The 17,236-nt window shown below is 51.0% G+C and carries 8 protein-coding genes; 3 read left to right on the plus strand and 5 right to left on the minus strand.

Going from position 1 to position 17,236, the window contains the following annotated elements; all coding sequences use genetic code 11:
* Positions 1-174 precede the first annotated feature (174 nt).
* The 5 genes from QVO66_RS12660 to QVO66_RS12680 form a co-directional block, all read right to left on the minus strand.
* Positions 175-2,781, minus strand: coding sequence for a hybrid sensor histidine kinase/response regulator (locus tag QVO66_RS12660; RefSeq protein ID WP_021855862.1), 2,607 nt, complete (start codon positions 2,779-2,781; stop codon positions 175-177).
* Between the two features lie 328 nt (positions 2,782-3,109).
* A complete protein-coding gene (locus QVO66_RS12665; RefSeq protein WP_021855864.1) occupies positions 3,110-3,268 on the minus strand; it encodes a hypothetical protein in 159 nt (52 codons plus the stop codon).
* A gap of 580 nt (positions 3,269-3,848) precedes the next feature.
* Entirely contained in the window at positions 3,849-4,943 is a 1,095-nt protein-coding gene (locus QVO66_RS12670; RefSeq protein ID WP_021855865.1) for a leucine-rich repeat domain-containing protein, read from the minus strand.
* Positions 4,944-5,321: 378 nt separating this feature from the next.
* Positions 5,322-6,731 carry an amidophosphoribosyltransferase gene (locus QVO66_RS12675; protein WP_021855866.1) on the minus strand — a complete coding sequence of 470 codons (1,410 nt, stop codon included), beginning with the start codon at positions 6,729-6,731 and terminating at the stop codon, positions 5,322-5,324.
* Between the two features lie 328 nt (positions 6,732-7,059).
* Positions 7,060-8,628: an ATP-binding protein gene (locus QVO66_RS12680; RefSeq protein ID WP_288172879.1), complete on the minus strand. Its 1,569-nt coding sequence runs from the start codon at positions 8,626-8,628 to the stop codon at positions 7,060-7,062.
* Positions 8,629-9,202: 574 nt separating this feature from the next.
* Here QVO66_RS12680 and QVO66_RS12685 point away from each other — a divergent pair.
* The 3 genes from QVO66_RS12685 to QVO66_RS12695 all read left to right on the plus strand — a co-directional run bounded on the left by QVO66_RS12685 (position 9,203) and on the right by QVO66_RS12695 (position 17,236).
* The gene (locus tag QVO66_RS12685) at positions 9,203-10,123 is read left to right on the plus strand and encodes a fimbrillin family protein (protein WP_021855869.1); all 921 of its coding nucleotides are present in this window, start codon (positions 9,203-9,205) and stop codon (positions 10,121-10,123) included.
* Positions 10,124-10,187: 64 nt separating this feature from the next.
* Positions 10,188-13,667: a leucine-rich repeat protein gene (locus tag QVO66_RS12690; RefSeq protein WP_021855870.1), complete on the plus strand. Its 3,480-nt coding sequence runs from the start codon at positions 10,188-10,190 to the stop codon at positions 13,665-13,667.
* A gap of 62 nt (positions 13,668-13,729) precedes the next feature.
* Complete coding sequence (locus QVO66_RS12695) at positions 13,730-17,236, plus strand: leucine-rich repeat protein (protein ID WP_021855871.1); 3,507 nt, start codon at positions 13,730-13,732, stop codon at positions 17,234-17,236.

The raw sequence follows: 17,236 nt of genomic DNA on the forward strand, positions 1-17,236 counted from the left end.
GGTTAGGGTTCATTAATATAAGGCTTGTCTTAATAGCAGCAATAAAGAGGATGGCACGCACATCAGGTGCGGAGCCTGCGTGCCGTAGTATGTTCTGTGGGCGTGTGCAATAACAGCCGTTGCACACGCCGCGGCCGGCGGGTGGGCTAGGGTCGTTGTTTTTTTTTTGTGGTTCTAGCCAAGAGTCTTTATCTCTTCGTCGAGCTCATGCCTTATCTGGCGCATCTCGCCGGCTATCTTTTCGCACATTTCCGTCATGTCGGCGTCGGCCACGCTGCCTATGTGTTCGGGCGACAGGGCCTTCAACTCGTCGACGGAGCGCGCCCCTATCATGGTCAGCATGGGCAGCGCCTTGTGTGCCACGCGGCTTATGGCGGCGCGGTCGGGCCCAGCCTTGGCCTTGTCGAGCGTGGCCATGTGGCCGTCTATTTCGGTCATGAAGCTCGAAAGAATCTCGCGGCACGCCTCATTGTCGCCTGCGGCAAACTCGGTTACGGCCCTGAAGTCGTGCCCTCCGGCCTTGCAGCCGTCGTCGTCTCCCGTGGCGTCAGGTGCCTTGTCTGTGCGGCATTCATCGCCGTTGCCGTCTTCATCGGTGCCCCCGCAGCCGTCAGCATCAGCCTTCCCGGCAACCGTCTTGCCGCCATCAAGCTCAATGCCTGTGGCAGCCTGGAGCGTAGCACACAGGCGGTCGGTGTTGAACGGCTTGAAAAGGCACGCGTCGAAGCCAGCCTCCAGCAGTCTTGGCTCTATGCTCGGCTCGTGCGCCGTCATGGCTATGAGCAGCGTGTCGTAGCGTCCGGCTATGCGGGCAGCCATCTCCGTGCCGCTCATCTCGGGCATCTCTATGTCTATGAAGAACACGTGCGGACGCAGGTCGGCAAGCTGCCTCAGTGCTTCGTCGGCATGGCTGCATGCCGTTATGTGCCATCTGCTGCCCGAAATGCCCGTGAGCATCTCGCGCAGAAGCTGCAGTTGCAGGCGGTCGTCGTCAACAATCAGTATGCTGATTCTGTCGGCCGTCATGCCCTCAGGTCTGTGTCCGGGCTTTCTGCCGGCGCCTGCCGGCCTGCTTTCGGCTGCTGCAGCCTCGTCGTCGGCTATGCCGTTGCCGTTGAACTCAAGCGGAAGCGACACATGGAACGTTGTGCCCTTGCCCTTGGCCGACTCGAGCGTGATGCGCCCTCCGAGCAGAGTGGCCAGCTCGCGGGCTATCGACAGGCCCAGGCCCACGCCCTCGGTGCCCTGCGCTCCGGGCAGACGCGTGAAGGCGTTGAATATGCGGCGCGCCTCCTCGGGCGTCATTCCGCGTCCCGTGTCGGCCACATCCACCTGCAGGCGGCTGCCCTGCATGCGCGCCGATATGGCTATGCTGCCCTGGTCGGTGTATTTAAGGGCGTTGCTTATAATGTTGTCGAGTATCTGCTTTATGCGGAAGGCGTCGCCCAGACACAGGCGTGAGCCGCATCCGGAGGTGTCGCTCTCGACGGCAAGCCCCTTGGCCTCGGCCTGCGGACGTATGCCTTCGGCACAGCTGTCGACGAGCTGTCGCGGACTGAAGCTTACGCTGCGCGTCTCCACCTTGCCGCTCTCAAGGCGGTGATAGTCGAGCAGTGCGCTGACCAGATGGAGCAGATGTGTGGCCGAATTCTTGATGTTGCTCAGGTAGGATGCCGCCTTTCCGTCTCTGACATAGTCGCCGAGCAGCTCTATGAAGCCCGATATCGAGGCTGCCGGAGCCTTTATGTCGTGGGTGATGGTGAGCAGCAGACGCTCGCGCTGAGCCATTATGCGCTCTGTCTCGGCCTTTGCCCGCTCGAGGTTCTCGCTGTAGATGCGTGCCTTGCGCATGTCGCGCCTGACGTAGAGCAGCAGCACCACCGCCGACATGACGGCCACCAGGGCAAGCGATATTATCTTGAGCATGACGCTGCGGCGCCCCGACAGGTCGGTGTCTATAGCTGCCTGCAGCGCGCGGTGCTCCTCGTCGCGTATGTCTTCGAGCAGCTGCTCTATGCGCCGGGCCAGCTGCACGCCCACCAGCTGCTGCGTCTGCCGCTTCTCGTCGAGCTGCTCCTGGCGTGCCCTGCGCGCCTTCAGTTCCTCGCGCTTAATCTCCTTGAGCACTCCGGCCACGGTGTCGGCTATGTTGATGCTGTGGCGTGCAGAGTCGGTTACGGCCTTGCGGCTGCGGTTGCTCACCTGTATGGTGTCGGCATGCTGCTTGCGGAAGGCGTCGGCAAGGCGTGCAAAGAAGCCCTTCTTGCTCTTCACGATGTCGTAGACCACTTCCTTCTTCTCCTGCACTTCTACCGATTTTGGATGTATCACAACCGAGTCTTGCCCCTCCTGCAGCTTGATAACTTTCTCGCGGAAGAACTTGTCAGGGTTGTTTCTGGCCATCTCGTCGACAATCATCAGCGTGTTTTCGCGCTTCAGCAGGAGCATGCTGCGCAGCGAGTCGATCTTCAGGCATTGCGAACTGTCGCTGACCATGGCCTTCAGCGAGTCGGCCAAAGCCATGGTCTTGCGGAGCGATGCGTCGAAATTGTCGAGCTCGTCGGTGTTGCCGAGGCACAATGACCTCTCGCAGTTGTCGGTTTCGAGAAAGCAGTAGATAAGGCTGTCAACCACGTCGCGCCGCTCCATAAACTCGCGCTCGGCCTTGTCTATCTGCATGAAGGCCCTGGTGTTGCCGTAGACCAGCCACACCGCCAGGGCGAGCACCAATATTGCAAGCGTGTATCCCGCCGCTATCTTAAACTGTACGCCTGTCTTCATCCGTTTCAAGTATTAGTCCAAGCGCAGACTTCAGCGCTGCCTGCGCGTCGTATTGCATGCCAACCGGGCGTGCCGGGAGTAATGTCCCATTTTTGCAAAGATAAAGTAAAAATATGTCAACGATGCATTATTTTGGCAAAAATAACCGCAAAATGTTCACTTTTTGTAAGTTTTATGCCTTTTTTAGTATCACCTTCGGGCGTGATGCATATAAACAAGGCAAACCCCGTCAGCTGGCTGTTACAGCTTCCGGGGCTCGCTTTTGAGATAAAACGCCTTATCTCCGAAAAAATGAATTAACCTATTATTCTTGTCTTAACCGAACTTTTTATTCAGCTGTAGCTACTGTGTCTGCAGGAGCGGGAGTTGTTACTGTTGTGTCTGATACTACTGTGTTCTGTACTTTATTTTCGTTCTGACCTGCAAATACGTTGCTAACTGAAACCAATGCGAGAGCTGCTACTGCAGCGAAAACTAACTTTTTCATAATGCTTTCTTTTTTTATTGTTAATAATTTTATTTTCAACGTTCTCGCTTATTCATATTGCAACAGCCGTGCCAAACTATGCCAGAAACAGCTATATCGGTGATTATCAGGCGGTTATGATATTTTGGGGAATTGCGGAATGTGTGGAAAAGTGTGGAAGAGGTGTGGAATTTTTCCACAAAAAAGTGTGGAAACGCCGTTCCACACCTCTACACACGCTCCGCTTTGGCACGCCGATGAAGATTTTTCGGGGCGTGATCTGCTGTAAAATCTATACCGGTCATCAGGCCGGTGTAAGGTTTAGCCGTGCAGGCATGCTGACGCCTCCGGCCGCCTTATTATATTAAGTCATAGGCTTGCCGCCTGAGGCCATTTTCTAAAAGCATGCCTTTTGCCCTGCGATATGTGGTCTTTTGCAGCCTAAAAGCATACCTTTTGCTGGCTGATTTGCGGTCTTTTGCATCGCACGCGCAAACGCCTGTCAGTCAGATATTTGCAACAAGGGTATTGTGGATGCCAGCACAACGGCACTCATGAACCGTCGCCCTGGTACAGGAAGCATGGCAGGGCAGCCACACGGCTACATGGGCCGGATGTTGAACTCGCGCCACACGGCCGCCTGGCGGTAGGCATCGAGCGAGGCTGAGGGCACAAGCACCGCTGTACGGCGCGACACGCCGAAGAAGGCGTCGGCACCCACTGCGGGCGGCTCCGTTGCACCTACCGTTATCTGGCGCAGCGACGTGCACACCCTGAACGCCCTGTCGCCTATGGACGTAACGCCTTCGCCTATGACCACGTTGCTAAGATTCATACAATATTTGAAAGCCTCGCTGCCTATGCTGGTGGTGCCTGAGGGCATGGTTATGCTGCTTATGCTGCGGCACTTCTCAAAGGCTCCGTCGCCAATGCTTATCAGACTGTCGGGCAACACTATCGAACTGAGCGATACGCAGCCGCTGAACGCCTTGTCGCCAATGCTCATGATTCGGGCAGGAAGCGATATCCGGGCAAGGCTGCCGCATGAGGCAAAGGCCTCGTCGCCGATGTAAGTCAGTGAGCCGGGCAGGGATATTGAGCTGAGTGAGCCGCACTCTCTGAAGGCAAGGTCGTCTATTATGGCAAGACCTTCGGGCAGGCTAACCTCCCTGAGCGAGCTGCATCCGCCGAACGTGGCTGCCTCTATGATGCGCACACCGGCCGGAACGGCAGCCGACAGAAGCGACCTGCAGTCCATGAACGCGCCGCTGCCTATGCTCCTGACGCCGCTACCCATGCTCACGCGCGATAGCATAAGGCATCCGCTGAACGCCTTGCTGCCTATGCTCTCCACGCTGGCAGGCAGCGACATCGACGTAAGCTGGCTGCAATAGGCAAAGGCCTCTTCTCCGATATGCCGTATGCCCTCGGGCAGGCCTATGCGCCTGAGGCTGCTCTTGACGCTGAATGCCGTTATGCCTATGCCTGTTACCTTATAGCTGATGCCGCCGTGGCTTACCGTGGCGGGCACGTCTATCTCGCTCTCGTAGCTCTCGCACGAGCTGACGTCAACCTCGCCGGCAGTCTTGTCGGTTACCGAGTAAGTAAGGTTTCCTACGCTGAATGTCTGCGCCAGGGCGCATGCCGATGCCGACAGAAGAGCTGTCAGCACTACTAATGTCTGTCTGATGATCATGGTATGAACTGTTGAAATGTTTTTAATAATATCGTATCGACTTGTTTGTATGCACGCCGTATGCCGTTATGCAGGCTGGCTGAAAGGTTACTGCGGCTGCTGCGGCATAAAAAAAGAAGGTGAACGGCCAAAGCATCAGTGCCCGGTCTTCACCTTCAATATTGCTTGCGGCAGGATTCTGTCAATTCGGCCGATGCGCTTTTTGCATTTTAGCAAGTGTATCTTTGTAAGCCGACGGTAGAGTATAGCTGACTGTACGCCCGACAGGACTTGACAAAAAGACACCGGTAATGTCAGAAAAGCGGCCCGAACGGATGACGGGAATATATGCATCCTTTATATATCCGAAATTACAGACTCCGCCTTATATATAATACGTCAGAAGCAGCCGGTGCCGTCGAAGCAGTGAGTGCAGAGCTTGCACTTGGGCAGACCGATGGCGTCGACGAGGTTTTCGAGCGTGTTAAACTTTAGCGAAGTGAGGCCCAGGCGCTCGCGTATTATCTCCACCATGCGCTCATATTCGGGCGAGCCTGTGGTGGCATATTTCTCAAGATTCTTGTTCTCGTCGCCCTCAAGCTCCTTTATTATGCGGCGAGTTATCAGTTCGAGGTCGCTCTTCGACGACGTGAAGCCGATGAACGGGCAGCCGTAGATGAGCGGCGGACAGGCTATGCGCACGTGAGCCTCGCGCACGCCGTAGTCGAACAGCACCTTAACGTTGTCGCGCAGCTGCGTGCCGCGCACGATAGAGTCGTCGCAGAACAGCAGACGCTTGTCCTTGAGCATGGCGCGGTTAGGTATCAGCTTCATCTTTGCCACGAGGTTGCGCAACTCCTGACGGCTTGGAGTGAAGCTTCGCGGCCATGTAGGCGTATATTTAGATATGGCGCGGTGGTAGGGCACACCCTTGCCTTCGGCATATCCGAGGGCCATGCCCACGCCCGAGTCGGGTATTCCGCAGGCGCAGTCAACCTCCGACTTGTCCTGCTGTCCCATCTTCTTTCCCATCTCGAAGCGCACCTCCTCAACGTTGCGGCCTTCGTAGCATGACGTGGGGAATCCGTAGTAAACCCACAGGAACGAGCATATCTGCATCTGCTTCTCGGCCTTGCGCATCTGCTCTACGCCGTCGGCCCTGAGGCGCACAATCTCGCCCGGACCAAGATAGCGGTCGATTTCATAGTCGAGGTTAGGAAAGCTGCTCGACTCGCTCGTGGCTGCAAACGCGCCTTCCTTGCGGCCTATCACGATAGGCGTGCGGCCCCACTTGTCGCGCGCCGCGATGATTCCGTCCTCGGTGAGGAGCAGCAGCGAGCACGAGCCTTTTATCTTGTTGAACACATTCTCTATGCCCTCAACAAAGTTCTTGCCCATGATTATCAGCAGCGCTATGAGCTCGGTCTGGTTGGTCTTGCCCGAACTCAGCTCCGCCAGATGCATGTTCCTGGCCAGCAGGTCCTGCTCAAGTTCGCTGATGTTGTTTACCTTGCCCACGGTTACGATGGCAAAGCGTCCTAAGTGTGAGTTGATGATGATAGGCTGGGCGTCAGTGTCGCTGATGATGCCTATGCCTGAGTTACCTGAAAACTTGCCGAGCTCGTCTTCAAACTTAGTGCGGAAGTATGTGCTCTCAAGGTTGTGGATTGAGCGCATAAACTGTTTCTCCTCCGCATTATAAGTGGCAAGTCCGCCACGCTTTGTTCCCAAATGCGAATTATAGTCAGTACCGTAGAACAGGTCTGTAACACAATTCGACTTCGAGATTGTTCCGAAGAATCCTCCCATAAGATATGTTTTTGTTAGTGTTCAAGAATCCGAATGGTTTTCGGTGGCTGCAAAGTTACAAAAATATTGGCTAATCATAAACAGCCGGCATGCAGTTTTTTTAACCCATACAGGGCTTTATTATTCAGCCGGGATTCTCGCTTAATGTAAATCAGACGGCCATAAGCCCGATATAAAACGGCAACACAGCCGGGTGTAAAATGGCTGGTCATGGATAAAAAATATCCGGCCCGGACACGAAGCCCGAACCGGAATGTGAACTATGTAAAACAAAAAATTATTATTATGTCGCCGTAACCTACGGCCATATCTGCTGTAAGGCGAAAGCTCAATCCTGCACTTTCCAGTCGGATATAGTTCCCGTCTCCGACGAGAAGCTGGCGCCGATCTTGAACACACGGCGGCTGTCTGATTCGTATTCGCGGGCATAGCCCTTGTCTTCTATCTGACTGAGAGCCTCGTCTGCCGTGCCGTCGAGCTTGAACTCAAAGATATATACATACTGAGGAGTCTCCACCACGCAGTCAACACGCCCCTGGCTCTGCACCTTCTCTGTGTAAACGGTGTAGACGCTGATAAGACGCATGATGAGATAGAATGTATACTGGAAGTAGCGCTCGCGCTCCGCCTCATTGTCCTTGCGGCGCATGGTGTAGGGGATGCTCGACAGGAAGGAGGTGAACAGCGTGCGTAGACTGTCGGCCTCGCCTGCCTCCATGGCGTCAATCACGTCGAATATCCAGCCGTTGAGACGCTCGCGCGGCTGAAGATACGAAGAGGCAATCATCGTGAGAAAGCCCTTCTTGACTTCGTCGTTGGGGAAGTCGAGAAGGAATGTGTTGTGGCGCATGTTGTAGTCCTTTATCGTGAGGTAGCCGCTTTGGTATATCATAGGCAGCGGGCGCTCCACGTCGGCTTTATAGTCGATGAACTCCTCCATGGCGTAATATTTGCCCGTAAGCTCGTTCATGTTCTCGTTGAAGTGTGCAAGCAGGCGGATAAGATAGGTAGGAGTGCCCGAGCGGAACCAGTAGTCATACATTCTGCGGCTGTCCATGGCATTGAGCAGACTGAATGGATTGTAGACGCCCGTCATTCTGTCGCTGAAGTGATATCCGTCATATTGGCGTCTGAGCCGCTGCTTCATCTCGTCAGTGCTGTATTTATAGTCTTTGGCCATAAGTTCAACAGGCTCGGCGAAATAACGCTCAAGTTCATCCTGCGTTATGCCACACAGTGTCTCGTAGCGTGCGTCCATACTTATGTCCTTGGGCTGGTTGAAGCCGCTGAACACGCTGACCTGCGAGAACTTGGTTACGCCCGTTAGCAGGACAAACTGCAGATGGGCGTCGGCTCCCTTGAACACAGAGTAGAAGGCTTTGAGAACGTTGCGGTGGCGGTCTTCAAGCTCGCGGCTCATGTCGAGCACGTCGAGTATCGGTTTGTCATACTCGTCTATCAATACCACCGCGCGGCGGCCTGTCTTGGCATGAGCAGTACGCAAAATCTCAACAAAGCGGTCGCCGTAGCCCAGCTCGTTCTGACGTACAGGCATGTCATAAAGATGTTCCCATTCCGACAGACAGAAGTTGAGTTTCTGCTCAAGTTCGCCCGCATTTGTGAAGTTTCCGCCGTTGAAGTCAACATGGAACACAGGATAAACGTTCCACTCCTTCTCCATGCCGTCGATGGCAAGACCCTTGAAAAGATCCTTGCGGCCAAGGTAGTAGTTCTTCAGCGTAGACACAAGCAGACTCTTTCCGAAGCGGCGCGGACGGCTCAGAAAGTAGATTCCGCCCTCATGCGTGAGGTCGTAAATCATGTCCGTCTTGTCTACATAAACGTAGCCGTCTTCTATAATCCGGTCGAAGCTCTGTATTCCTATTGGGTATTTCATCTTTGCGTCTTTCCTTTCTATGTATGGTTGACTTATACGGCGGAATCCCGCCCGTTCATTATGCAAATATAGTGAAAGGCGAGTGCACTGCAAAACAAAAAACACTTTTTTTTGAGTTTGCCTTTCCGAGCCGCCTCCTATATTAGGTAAATATAGTGAAAGGCGAGTGCATTGCAAAACAAAAAATCACTTTTTTTGAGTTTGCCTTTCCGAGCCGCCTCCTATTATTATGTAAATATAGTGAAAGGCGAGTGCAATGCAAAACAAAAAACACTTTTTTTGAATTTGTCTTTCCGAGCCGCCTCCTAATATTATCTATTGTTATGCGGATATACACAATTTTCGCTGAAGACAGAAAACGCATCGGCATCAGCTGCTGTTTATGCGTGCACATAAAAAACATGAATTTCTGTCTTATTTTATGGTAAAATGTCCATAAAACATCCGTTTTTGACGCTCATACATATTAAATATTCACTTTTTTAAGTTTGTGAACCATTGTGAACTTGTTTTGCGTTTGCTTTTGGCGTATCTTTGCACTCACAAACGATAAACCTTATAAAGACTGTTGGGTATGATTAAGAAAAATATACTTATATGGATGACTGCCGCACTTGCATTCTGCGCATGTTCATCAAGTGAAAACAACGGAGATGAAGGCGAAATCGACCCGCCGTCGCCCCACGCTGTGCCTATAAAGATAAGCACTACGATGGAGAGCGTAGACGGCACGAGAGCCACAGATTACGGATTTGAGGCCGGCGACAGGATAGGTCTGTTCGTAGTGAACCACAATGCCGACGGAACACCGGGAACGCTGCAGCCGGTCGGCAACCATGTTGACAACATGAGGTTTACATACAGCGGAACATGGACTCCTGACGAACAGATATACTGGAAAGACGAGACCACACACGCCGACTTCTATCTCTACTACCCCTACACGCCGTCGCTGACATCGGTAAACGCAATGCCGTTCAGCACGATGGCCAACCAGAGCAACACAAGCGACTATAAGGCATCCGACCTGCTTGTGGGAATTACAAAAGACGTGGCACCCACAGAGGCTGCCGTTGGCATAACTGCATCGCACGTGATGAGCCAGATGCTGATAAATCTGGCGGCAGGCAACGGATTTACCGACGAGAGCCTGGCCGCAGCATCAGTAAGCGTGAAGATAAACGGCATAAAGACACAGGCCACGGTAGACCTTGCAACAAAAGCCGTTACGCCCACGGGAACAGCCACAAGCATAACACCGCTGAAAGAAAACGGAAGCTACAAGGCCATAATAGTGCCGCAGACAGTGGCACAGGGCAACCTGGTGACTGTAACCGTTGACGGCCGCGACTACAACCTGCAGAAGGCATTTACATTTGAGAGCGGCAAGCGCCACAAATTCACCGTGACGCTGAGCAAGACAAGCAACGGAATAAACGTCGACATAGATGATTGGGAAGACGACGGCACAGATAATGGCGGAACGGCAGAATAATGTTTCAGGTCGGTTGTACTAATGTAGCATGTAAAAATTTAACGCCATTAAATAAAGTCTGCAGATGATTACCATAAAAAGCAACCAATACAAACTTTTAATATATATAATCACAGTCTGTCATTTATTGGCAGGCTGTTCTGACGATCTTTTCGGCGGAGACGAAAGCCGCGGCAGCGGCAACCGCATAACACTGTCGGGCGAAATTGACCAGCTGGCGGTTACGAGAGTAAACGACAGCGGGTTTGCCGACGGCGACGTGATGGGCGTGTATATTGTCGACTATAACGGCAACACGCCCGGCACTCTGCAGCCGAGCGGCAACAGGGCAGACAACGTGCGCCATACATACGACGCCGCCAACGCCAAATGGAACTCTGCCTACGACATCTACTGGAAAGACGACCACACACACATTGACGTCTACGGATACTATCCCTTCGGCAGTCCGGAGAGCATAGACGCCTACCAGTTTACCGTGGAGCGCGACCAGAGCAAGCCTTCGGAGGACGGCGTGATGGGCGGATATGAGGCCAGCGACTTTCTGTGGGGAAAGGTGGCCGACGTGGCCCCGACTGACAGAGTAATACGTCTGCCCATGGCCCACCGCATGGCCAACGCCCGCGTAACACTTACCGAGGGCACAGGCTTTGCCGACGGCGAATGGGAGCAGACAGAGCGCACTGTGCTCGTGGCCAACCTGATACGAGGGGCAAAGATAAATCTTAACGACGGAACGGTGAAAGCCAAAGGCAGCGTAGAGCCTACGGCCACAGTGCCTGCAAGAGTAGGCGACGAGTGGCGCGCCATAGTTGTGCCTCAGACAGTAGCGGCAGGCACAACGCTGTTCACTATAACCGTGGGCGGCATACCTTATAAGTTCAGCAAGAACGAGGCGTTTACGTATACAGCAGGAAAGATGAGCAACTTCACCATCCGTGTTGACAAGAAAGCCGAAACAGGACAATACACTCTTACGCTCGTCAACGAGAGCATCACACCATGGGAGAGCGACCTCGTAAGCCACGACGCCGAAGGCAAGGCGTATATTGTGATAAACACGACACGCGGACATCTTAAAAGTTCTATAATTGCTGCCAACAAAGACTACACAAAGCTGAAAAACCTGAAGATAACAGGAGAGATAAACGCAACAGACTTTGAGTTTATGAGAAATGAGATGACTCAGCTCGAGGCGTTGAATCTTAAGGATGTAAAGGTGTATGGAAATTATAATGAGCAACCAGAAGATGATGATGATAAATTTGGCGTGATTCCGGCAAATGCCATGGAAAATAAAACTTCTTTGTTATTTCTTGTACTTCCGGATAAACTTACTTGTATTGGAGATTATGCGTTTAATCATTGTGTAAACATTACAGGCTCTTTAAAAATTCCTGAAGGGGTAACAAAAATCGGGCGAGAAGCTTTTGCATATTGCAGTGGGATAACGGGTACATTATCATTACCAAATACATTGGAAGAAATTTCTTATCGGGCTTTTTTTTATTGTGATTTCACGTGTAATTTATTACTTCCAAATAAGTTGAAATATATAGGAGGAGAAGCTTTTAAAACTAATACTTCATTATATGGCTCGATAGCTTTACCTGAAACGTTGGAAAATATAGATGCTGGAGCTTTTGAAGATTGCATAAATATAAATGGAGACATCTCTATTCCTCAAGGAATAAAAACAATAAATAAACTTATATTTAGTGGATGTCAAGGTTTAAACGGCAACCTTAAATTACACGATGGAATTACTTTTATTGATGATTATGCTTTTAGTGGATGTAGTTTCAAAGGTGAACTTGTTTTGCCAAAAAATATAAATGCTATTGGAGGGGGTGCTTTTAGTGGTTGTGATTTTTCTGGTGAGTTAATACTTCCTGATAATCTAGCGATTATTGGTTCTTGTGCATTCCAAAGCAACCCTAGATTAACAGGAACATTAAAATTACCACAAAGAATACAATCGATAAATACAGCAGCTTTTGCTTATTGTAAAGGATTAGAACATATAATTATTCCAAGAAATATTGAAAGTATAAAATCTGGTGCCTTTCTAAATTGCTTTGGTATAGGTTCTATTGTCTGTGAAGGGGAAATTCCACCTTATTTAGAGAGTGGTGCTTTCGACGGCGTGCCAAAGGATAACTTTACGGTTGAAGTGCCTGAGTCGGCTGTTCCACAATATCAGACAGCCACCGGCTGGAATGAGTTTAAGCGCATTGCCGCCCATCATGAGTTGGTATGCCGTCCGTCTACGGTATGCGCACTGAACAACGGACACACGCAGACATTGGTGTTGGATGCCGAAGGCGAATGGGAAGTGGAGAGCAAGCCCGACTGGTGTGAGCTGTCGCCAATGAGCGGTAACGGCAAGACGGAAGTAACCATAAGTATAAACACTTTGTCTAAAGGTGCCGGCAACAGAACTGGCGAAGTGGTGTTCAAGCTGAAAAATGAAGACTATACCCATACGTGCAGCGTAAGCCAGTATGACTACATCTATGGTGAAGACGAGTGGCTGACGCTGCAGAAGGCGACACGAGGCAACACAGGCGGAATAAACGTTGTGATTATAGGTGATGGATTCAACGCAAAAGACATAGCCGAAGGCGACTGTCTTCCTGCCCTGAAAGAGGCTGCACAATATCTTATAACCATAGAGCCTTATAAGACATACTCAAAATACTTCAACATCTACATAGGTTTTGCCATGTCTAACGAGAGTGGTATAGGTTCGGTGAACACCATACGTTACAACCGTTTCGGCACAACATTCACTGGTGGCTCAGGATTAAGCGCAGACTATGACGAGATATTCAGCTATGCGCTCAATGCCCCTACAGTAAATCAGAACAACCTGAACCAGACGCTGATAATAATTGTGCCCAACACTACCGAATACGGCGGCATAACCCAGATGTGGGAAGACGGTTCGGCTATAGCCTTCTGTCCGCGCAGCACAGACGCATATCCTTACGACTCGCGTGGAGTTTTGCAGCATGAGGCAGGCGGTCATGCCTTCGGTAAGCTTGGCGATGAGTATATATATCACAATGCCTTCATCGACGCATGTCATTGTATATGTTGTTCCCATGTGGGTGCTATTAATCAGGCAAAGTCGCTCGGCTGGTACGACAACCTGTCACTTACGGGCAAGATGCACGAAGTGCCCTGGAGTCATCTGATATTCGACAGCCGATACAGCAATCTTGTAGATATTTATGAAGGCGGATTCATGCACAGTCGCGGAGTGTTCCGTTCAGAGCAGAACTCGTGCATGAACAACAATGTGCCGTACTTCAACGCCATAAGCCGCGAGAGTATAGTAAGGCGAATAAAGGAATATGCCGGCGAGACATTCTCGTTTGAGGAATTTGTGGCCAACGACAAGACTGATGCAAGCAGCGCAGTCAGTGCCACACGCGGCGTAGGCTCAACATCAACATATCATGGACGACAGATGCCGCCCAAGATACATAAGGGCAGTCCGCTAAAGAGCATAAGGAAAGCGCGCAGGCACAGACGCTGACCACGTTCGGGTCTATATAGATGGCGGCTAAAGTTTTAAACAAATGATAAAGCCATAAGATTATGAGAAGACAGAACCAATACAAAATTTTAATATATATATTAGCATTCTGCCACCTGTTGGCAGGATGCTCTGATGATCTGTTTACCGATGACACAGGTCGCGGCAACGGAAAGAAGATAACTTTGTCGGGCGAGATTGACCAGCTGGCGGTTACGAGAGTAAACGACAACGGCTTTGCCGACGGCGACGTGATGGGCGTGTATATTGTCGACTATAACGGCAACACGCCGGGAACACTGCAGTTGAACGGCAACAGGGCAGACAACGTGCGCCATACGTTCGACGAAGCAGCCTATAAATGGAACTCGGCCTATGATATCTATTGGAAAGACGACCACACTCACGTGGACATATACGGATATTATCCCTTCGGCAGTCCCGAGAGCATAGACGCCTATCCGTTCACCGTAGAGCGCGACCAGAGCAAACCATCGGAAGACGGCACGATGGGCGGCTATGAGGCCAGCGACTTTCTGTGGGGTAAGGTGGCCGACGTGGCCCCGACAGATAAGGTTATCCGCCTGCCCATGGCCCACCGCATGGCCAACGCCCGTGTAACCCTCACAAAGGGTACAGGCTTTGCCGACGGCGAATGGGAGCAGACAGAGCGTGTGGTACTTGCCACCAACCTGATACGCGAGGCTACGATAAACCTTGCCGACGGAACTGTAAAGGCAAGCGGCGGCATAGAGCAGACATCAACAATGCCGGCACGCGTAGGCGACGAGTGGCGCGCAATAGTTGTGCCTCAGACCGTACCGGCAGGCACAACGCTGTTCAGCATAACCATCGGCGGCATACCTTATAAGTTCAGCAAGAACGAGGCGTTTACGTATACGGCAGGAAAGATGAGCAACTTCACAATCCGTGTCGATAAGAAGTCTGTAAGCGGACAATATGCCCTCACACTTGTAAGCGAGAGCATCACGCCATGGGAGAACGACCTCGTAAGCCATAACGCCACGGCAAAAGAGTATGTCATAATCAACTCTACCCCCGGTCATCTTAAAGACGCTATCACTGCTGCCAACAAGGACTATACAAAGCTGAAGAACCTGAAGATAACGGGAAGGATAAACAGTCAAGACTTTTATTTCATGCGTGACTCTATGGATATGTTGCAGTCGCTGAACATGAAAGAAGTTAGAGTTAGTGGAGCTATGGGACTTAAACCTTGGGTTAAAGGCGATGCACCCGATAGTAATGAAGAAAAAGATGATATAATAACTAGAAGTGCGTTTAACGAAAAAACTTCACTTCTGAGAGTTGTTCTCCCAGACACGCTAAAAGGTATTGGTGAATGTGCTTTTCGTAGTTGTGTAAATCTTACCGGCTCAATAACAATACCTGAAGGTGTAACCGAAATTGGACCAAGCGCATTTTTATGGTGCACATCACTTACAGGAACTTTGTCATTGCCAAGTACTCTTGAGTATATTGGCGGTGGCGGAGCTGTAGACATTCATGGAGCATTTAACGATTGTCATTTTAATTGCGAACTGAAACTTCCAAACAATTTGAAATATATCGGACATAATGCTTTTGCTGGAAATGATGGTTATTATGGCAATCTTGTACTTCCTGAAAAGCTAGAATTCATAGGTGACTTTGCTTTTGCAAAAGCTACTAACCTTTCAGGTGACCTGAGAATACCGCAAGGAGTAACATCAATATCACAATATGCATTCCAAAATACAGGTCTTAATGGAACTCTCCAATTGCATGATGGCATAACGGGGATACAGACAGGTGCGTTTGAAGGTAGTCCTCTCAAAGGTGAATTAGTATTACCAAAGGATTTGACAACGCTTGGAGCAAACGCTTTTTTCGGATGCGATTTTTCAGGTACGCTTAAACTTCCTAATGATATAGCATCGATAGGAAATGGTGCTTTTGCCGGCAACTGGCGTCTTATGGGTGTTGTTGAATTTCCTGATGGCTTGCAGACAATAGGCTCTGATGCATTCTCAAACTGCCGCAGCCTGGAAGGATTGATAATACCCGAAAGTATTGAAAACATACAAAGCAATGCTTTTAACGAGTGCTACGGCATCGGCTCGATTGTATGTAAGGGTGAAGTGCCACCGCGTGTGTCAGATAATTCTTTCAACGGTGTTGCCAAGGATAATTTCACGCTTGAAGTGCCCGAAAGTGCCATAGCCCAGTATCAGGCGGCACCGGGATGGTGCGACTTCAAGCGCATTGCCGCCCATCATGAGTTGGTATGCCGTCCGTCTACGGTATGCGCACTGAACAACGGACATACGCAGACATTGGTGCTGGATGCTGAAGGTGAATGGGAAGTGGAGAGCAAGCCCGACTGGTGTGAGCTGTCGCCAATGAGCGGCAAAGGCAAGACGGAGGTGACCATAAGTATAAACACTTTGTCGAAAGGTGCCGGCAACAGAACCGGCGAAGTGGTGTTCAAGCTGAAAAATGAAGACTATACCCATACGTGCAGCGTAAGTCAGTATGACTACATCTATGGTGAAGACGAGTGGCTGACGCTGCAGAAGGCGACACGAGGCAACACAGGCGGAATAAACGTTGTGATTATAGGCGACGGATACAACGCCAAAGACATAGCCGAAGGCGACTGTCTTCCTGCCCTGAAAGAGGCTGCGCAATATCTTATAACCATAGAGCCATATAAGACATACTCAAAATACTTTAACATCTACATAGGTTTTGCCATGTCTAACGAGAGCGGTATAGGCACGGTGAACACCATACGCTACAACCGTTTCGGCACAACATTCACCAGTGGTGTCGGCTTGCGTGCCGACTATGACGAGATATTCAGCTATGCGCTCAATGCTCCGACCGTAAATCAGAACAACTTGAACCAGACGCTGATAATAATTGTGCCCAACACTACCGAATACGGCGGCATCTGCCAGATGTGGGAGGATGGTTCGGCTATAGCCTTCTGTCCGCGGAGCACCTATGGCTATCCGCTCGACACCCGCGGAGTGATACAGCATGAGGCCGGCGGTCACGGCTTCGGCAAGCTTGGCGACGAGTATATCTACCATAACGCCTTTATCGACTTCTGCAACTGCACGTGCTGCGGCCATGTTGACGCCATCAACTGGGCAAAGTCGCTCGGCTGGTACGACAATCTGTCGCTTACGGGCAAGATGCACGAAGTGCCATGGAGCCACCTGATATTCGACAGCCGATACAGCGATGTTGTCGACATCTATGAAGGCGGATTTATGCACAGTCGCGGAGTGTTCCGTTCAGAACAGAATTCATGCATGAACAACGACATACCATATTACAGCACCATAAGTCGCGAGAGCATAGTAAGGCGCATAAAGAAGTATGCCGGTGAGACATTCTCGTTCGAGGAGTTTGTTGCCAACGACAAACGTGATGCAGGCATCGTCACCCGCGGCATGGGTGTCGGTTCTGTAAGCGTCGGGCACGGACAGCATATGCCGCCCAAGATACATAAGGGCAGTCCGCTCAGCAACATGCGCAAGGCACGCCGCCACAGATAA

It is taken from the genome of Prevotella sp. CAG:255 (assembly GCF_000431195.1).
Taxonomy (GTDB): Bacteria; Bacteroidota; Bacteroidia; order Bacteroidales; family Bacteroidaceae; genus Prevotella; species Prevotella rara.

What these genes read in the sequence shown, in the direction of transcription:
- QVO66_RS12660 (WP_021855862.1), bottom strand. Translation starts at nt 2,781, where the DNA reads ATGAAGACAGGCGTACAGTTTAAGATAGCGGCGGGATACACGCTTGCA.
- QVO66_RS12665 (WP_021855864.1), bottom strand. Translation starts at nt 3,268, where the DNA reads ATGAAAAAGTTAGTTTTCGCTGCAGTAGCAGCTCTCGCATTGGTTTCA.
- QVO66_RS12670 (WP_021855865.1), bottom strand. Translation starts at nt 4,943, where the DNA reads ATGATCATCAGACAGACATTAGTAGTGCTGACAGCTCTTCTGTCGGCA.
- QVO66_RS12675 (WP_021855866.1), bottom strand. Translation starts at nt 6,731, where the DNA reads ATGGGAGGATTCTTCGGAACAATCTCGAAGTCGAATTGTGTTACAGAC.
- QVO66_RS12680 (WP_288172879.1), bottom strand. Translation starts at nt 8,628, where the DNA reads ATGAAATACCCAATAGGAATACAGAGCTTCGACCGGATTATAGAAGAC.
- QVO66_RS12685 (WP_021855869.1), top strand. Translation starts at nt 9,203, where the DNA reads ATGATTAAGAAAAATATACTTATATGGATGACTGCCGCACTTGCATTC.
- QVO66_RS12690 (WP_021855870.1), top strand. Translation starts at nt 10,188, where the DNA reads ATGATTACCATAAAAAGCAACCAATACAAACTTTTAATATATATAATC.
- QVO66_RS12695 (WP_021855871.1), top strand. Translation starts at nt 13,730, where the DNA reads ATGAGAAGACAGAACCAATACAAAATTTTAATATATATATTAGCATTC.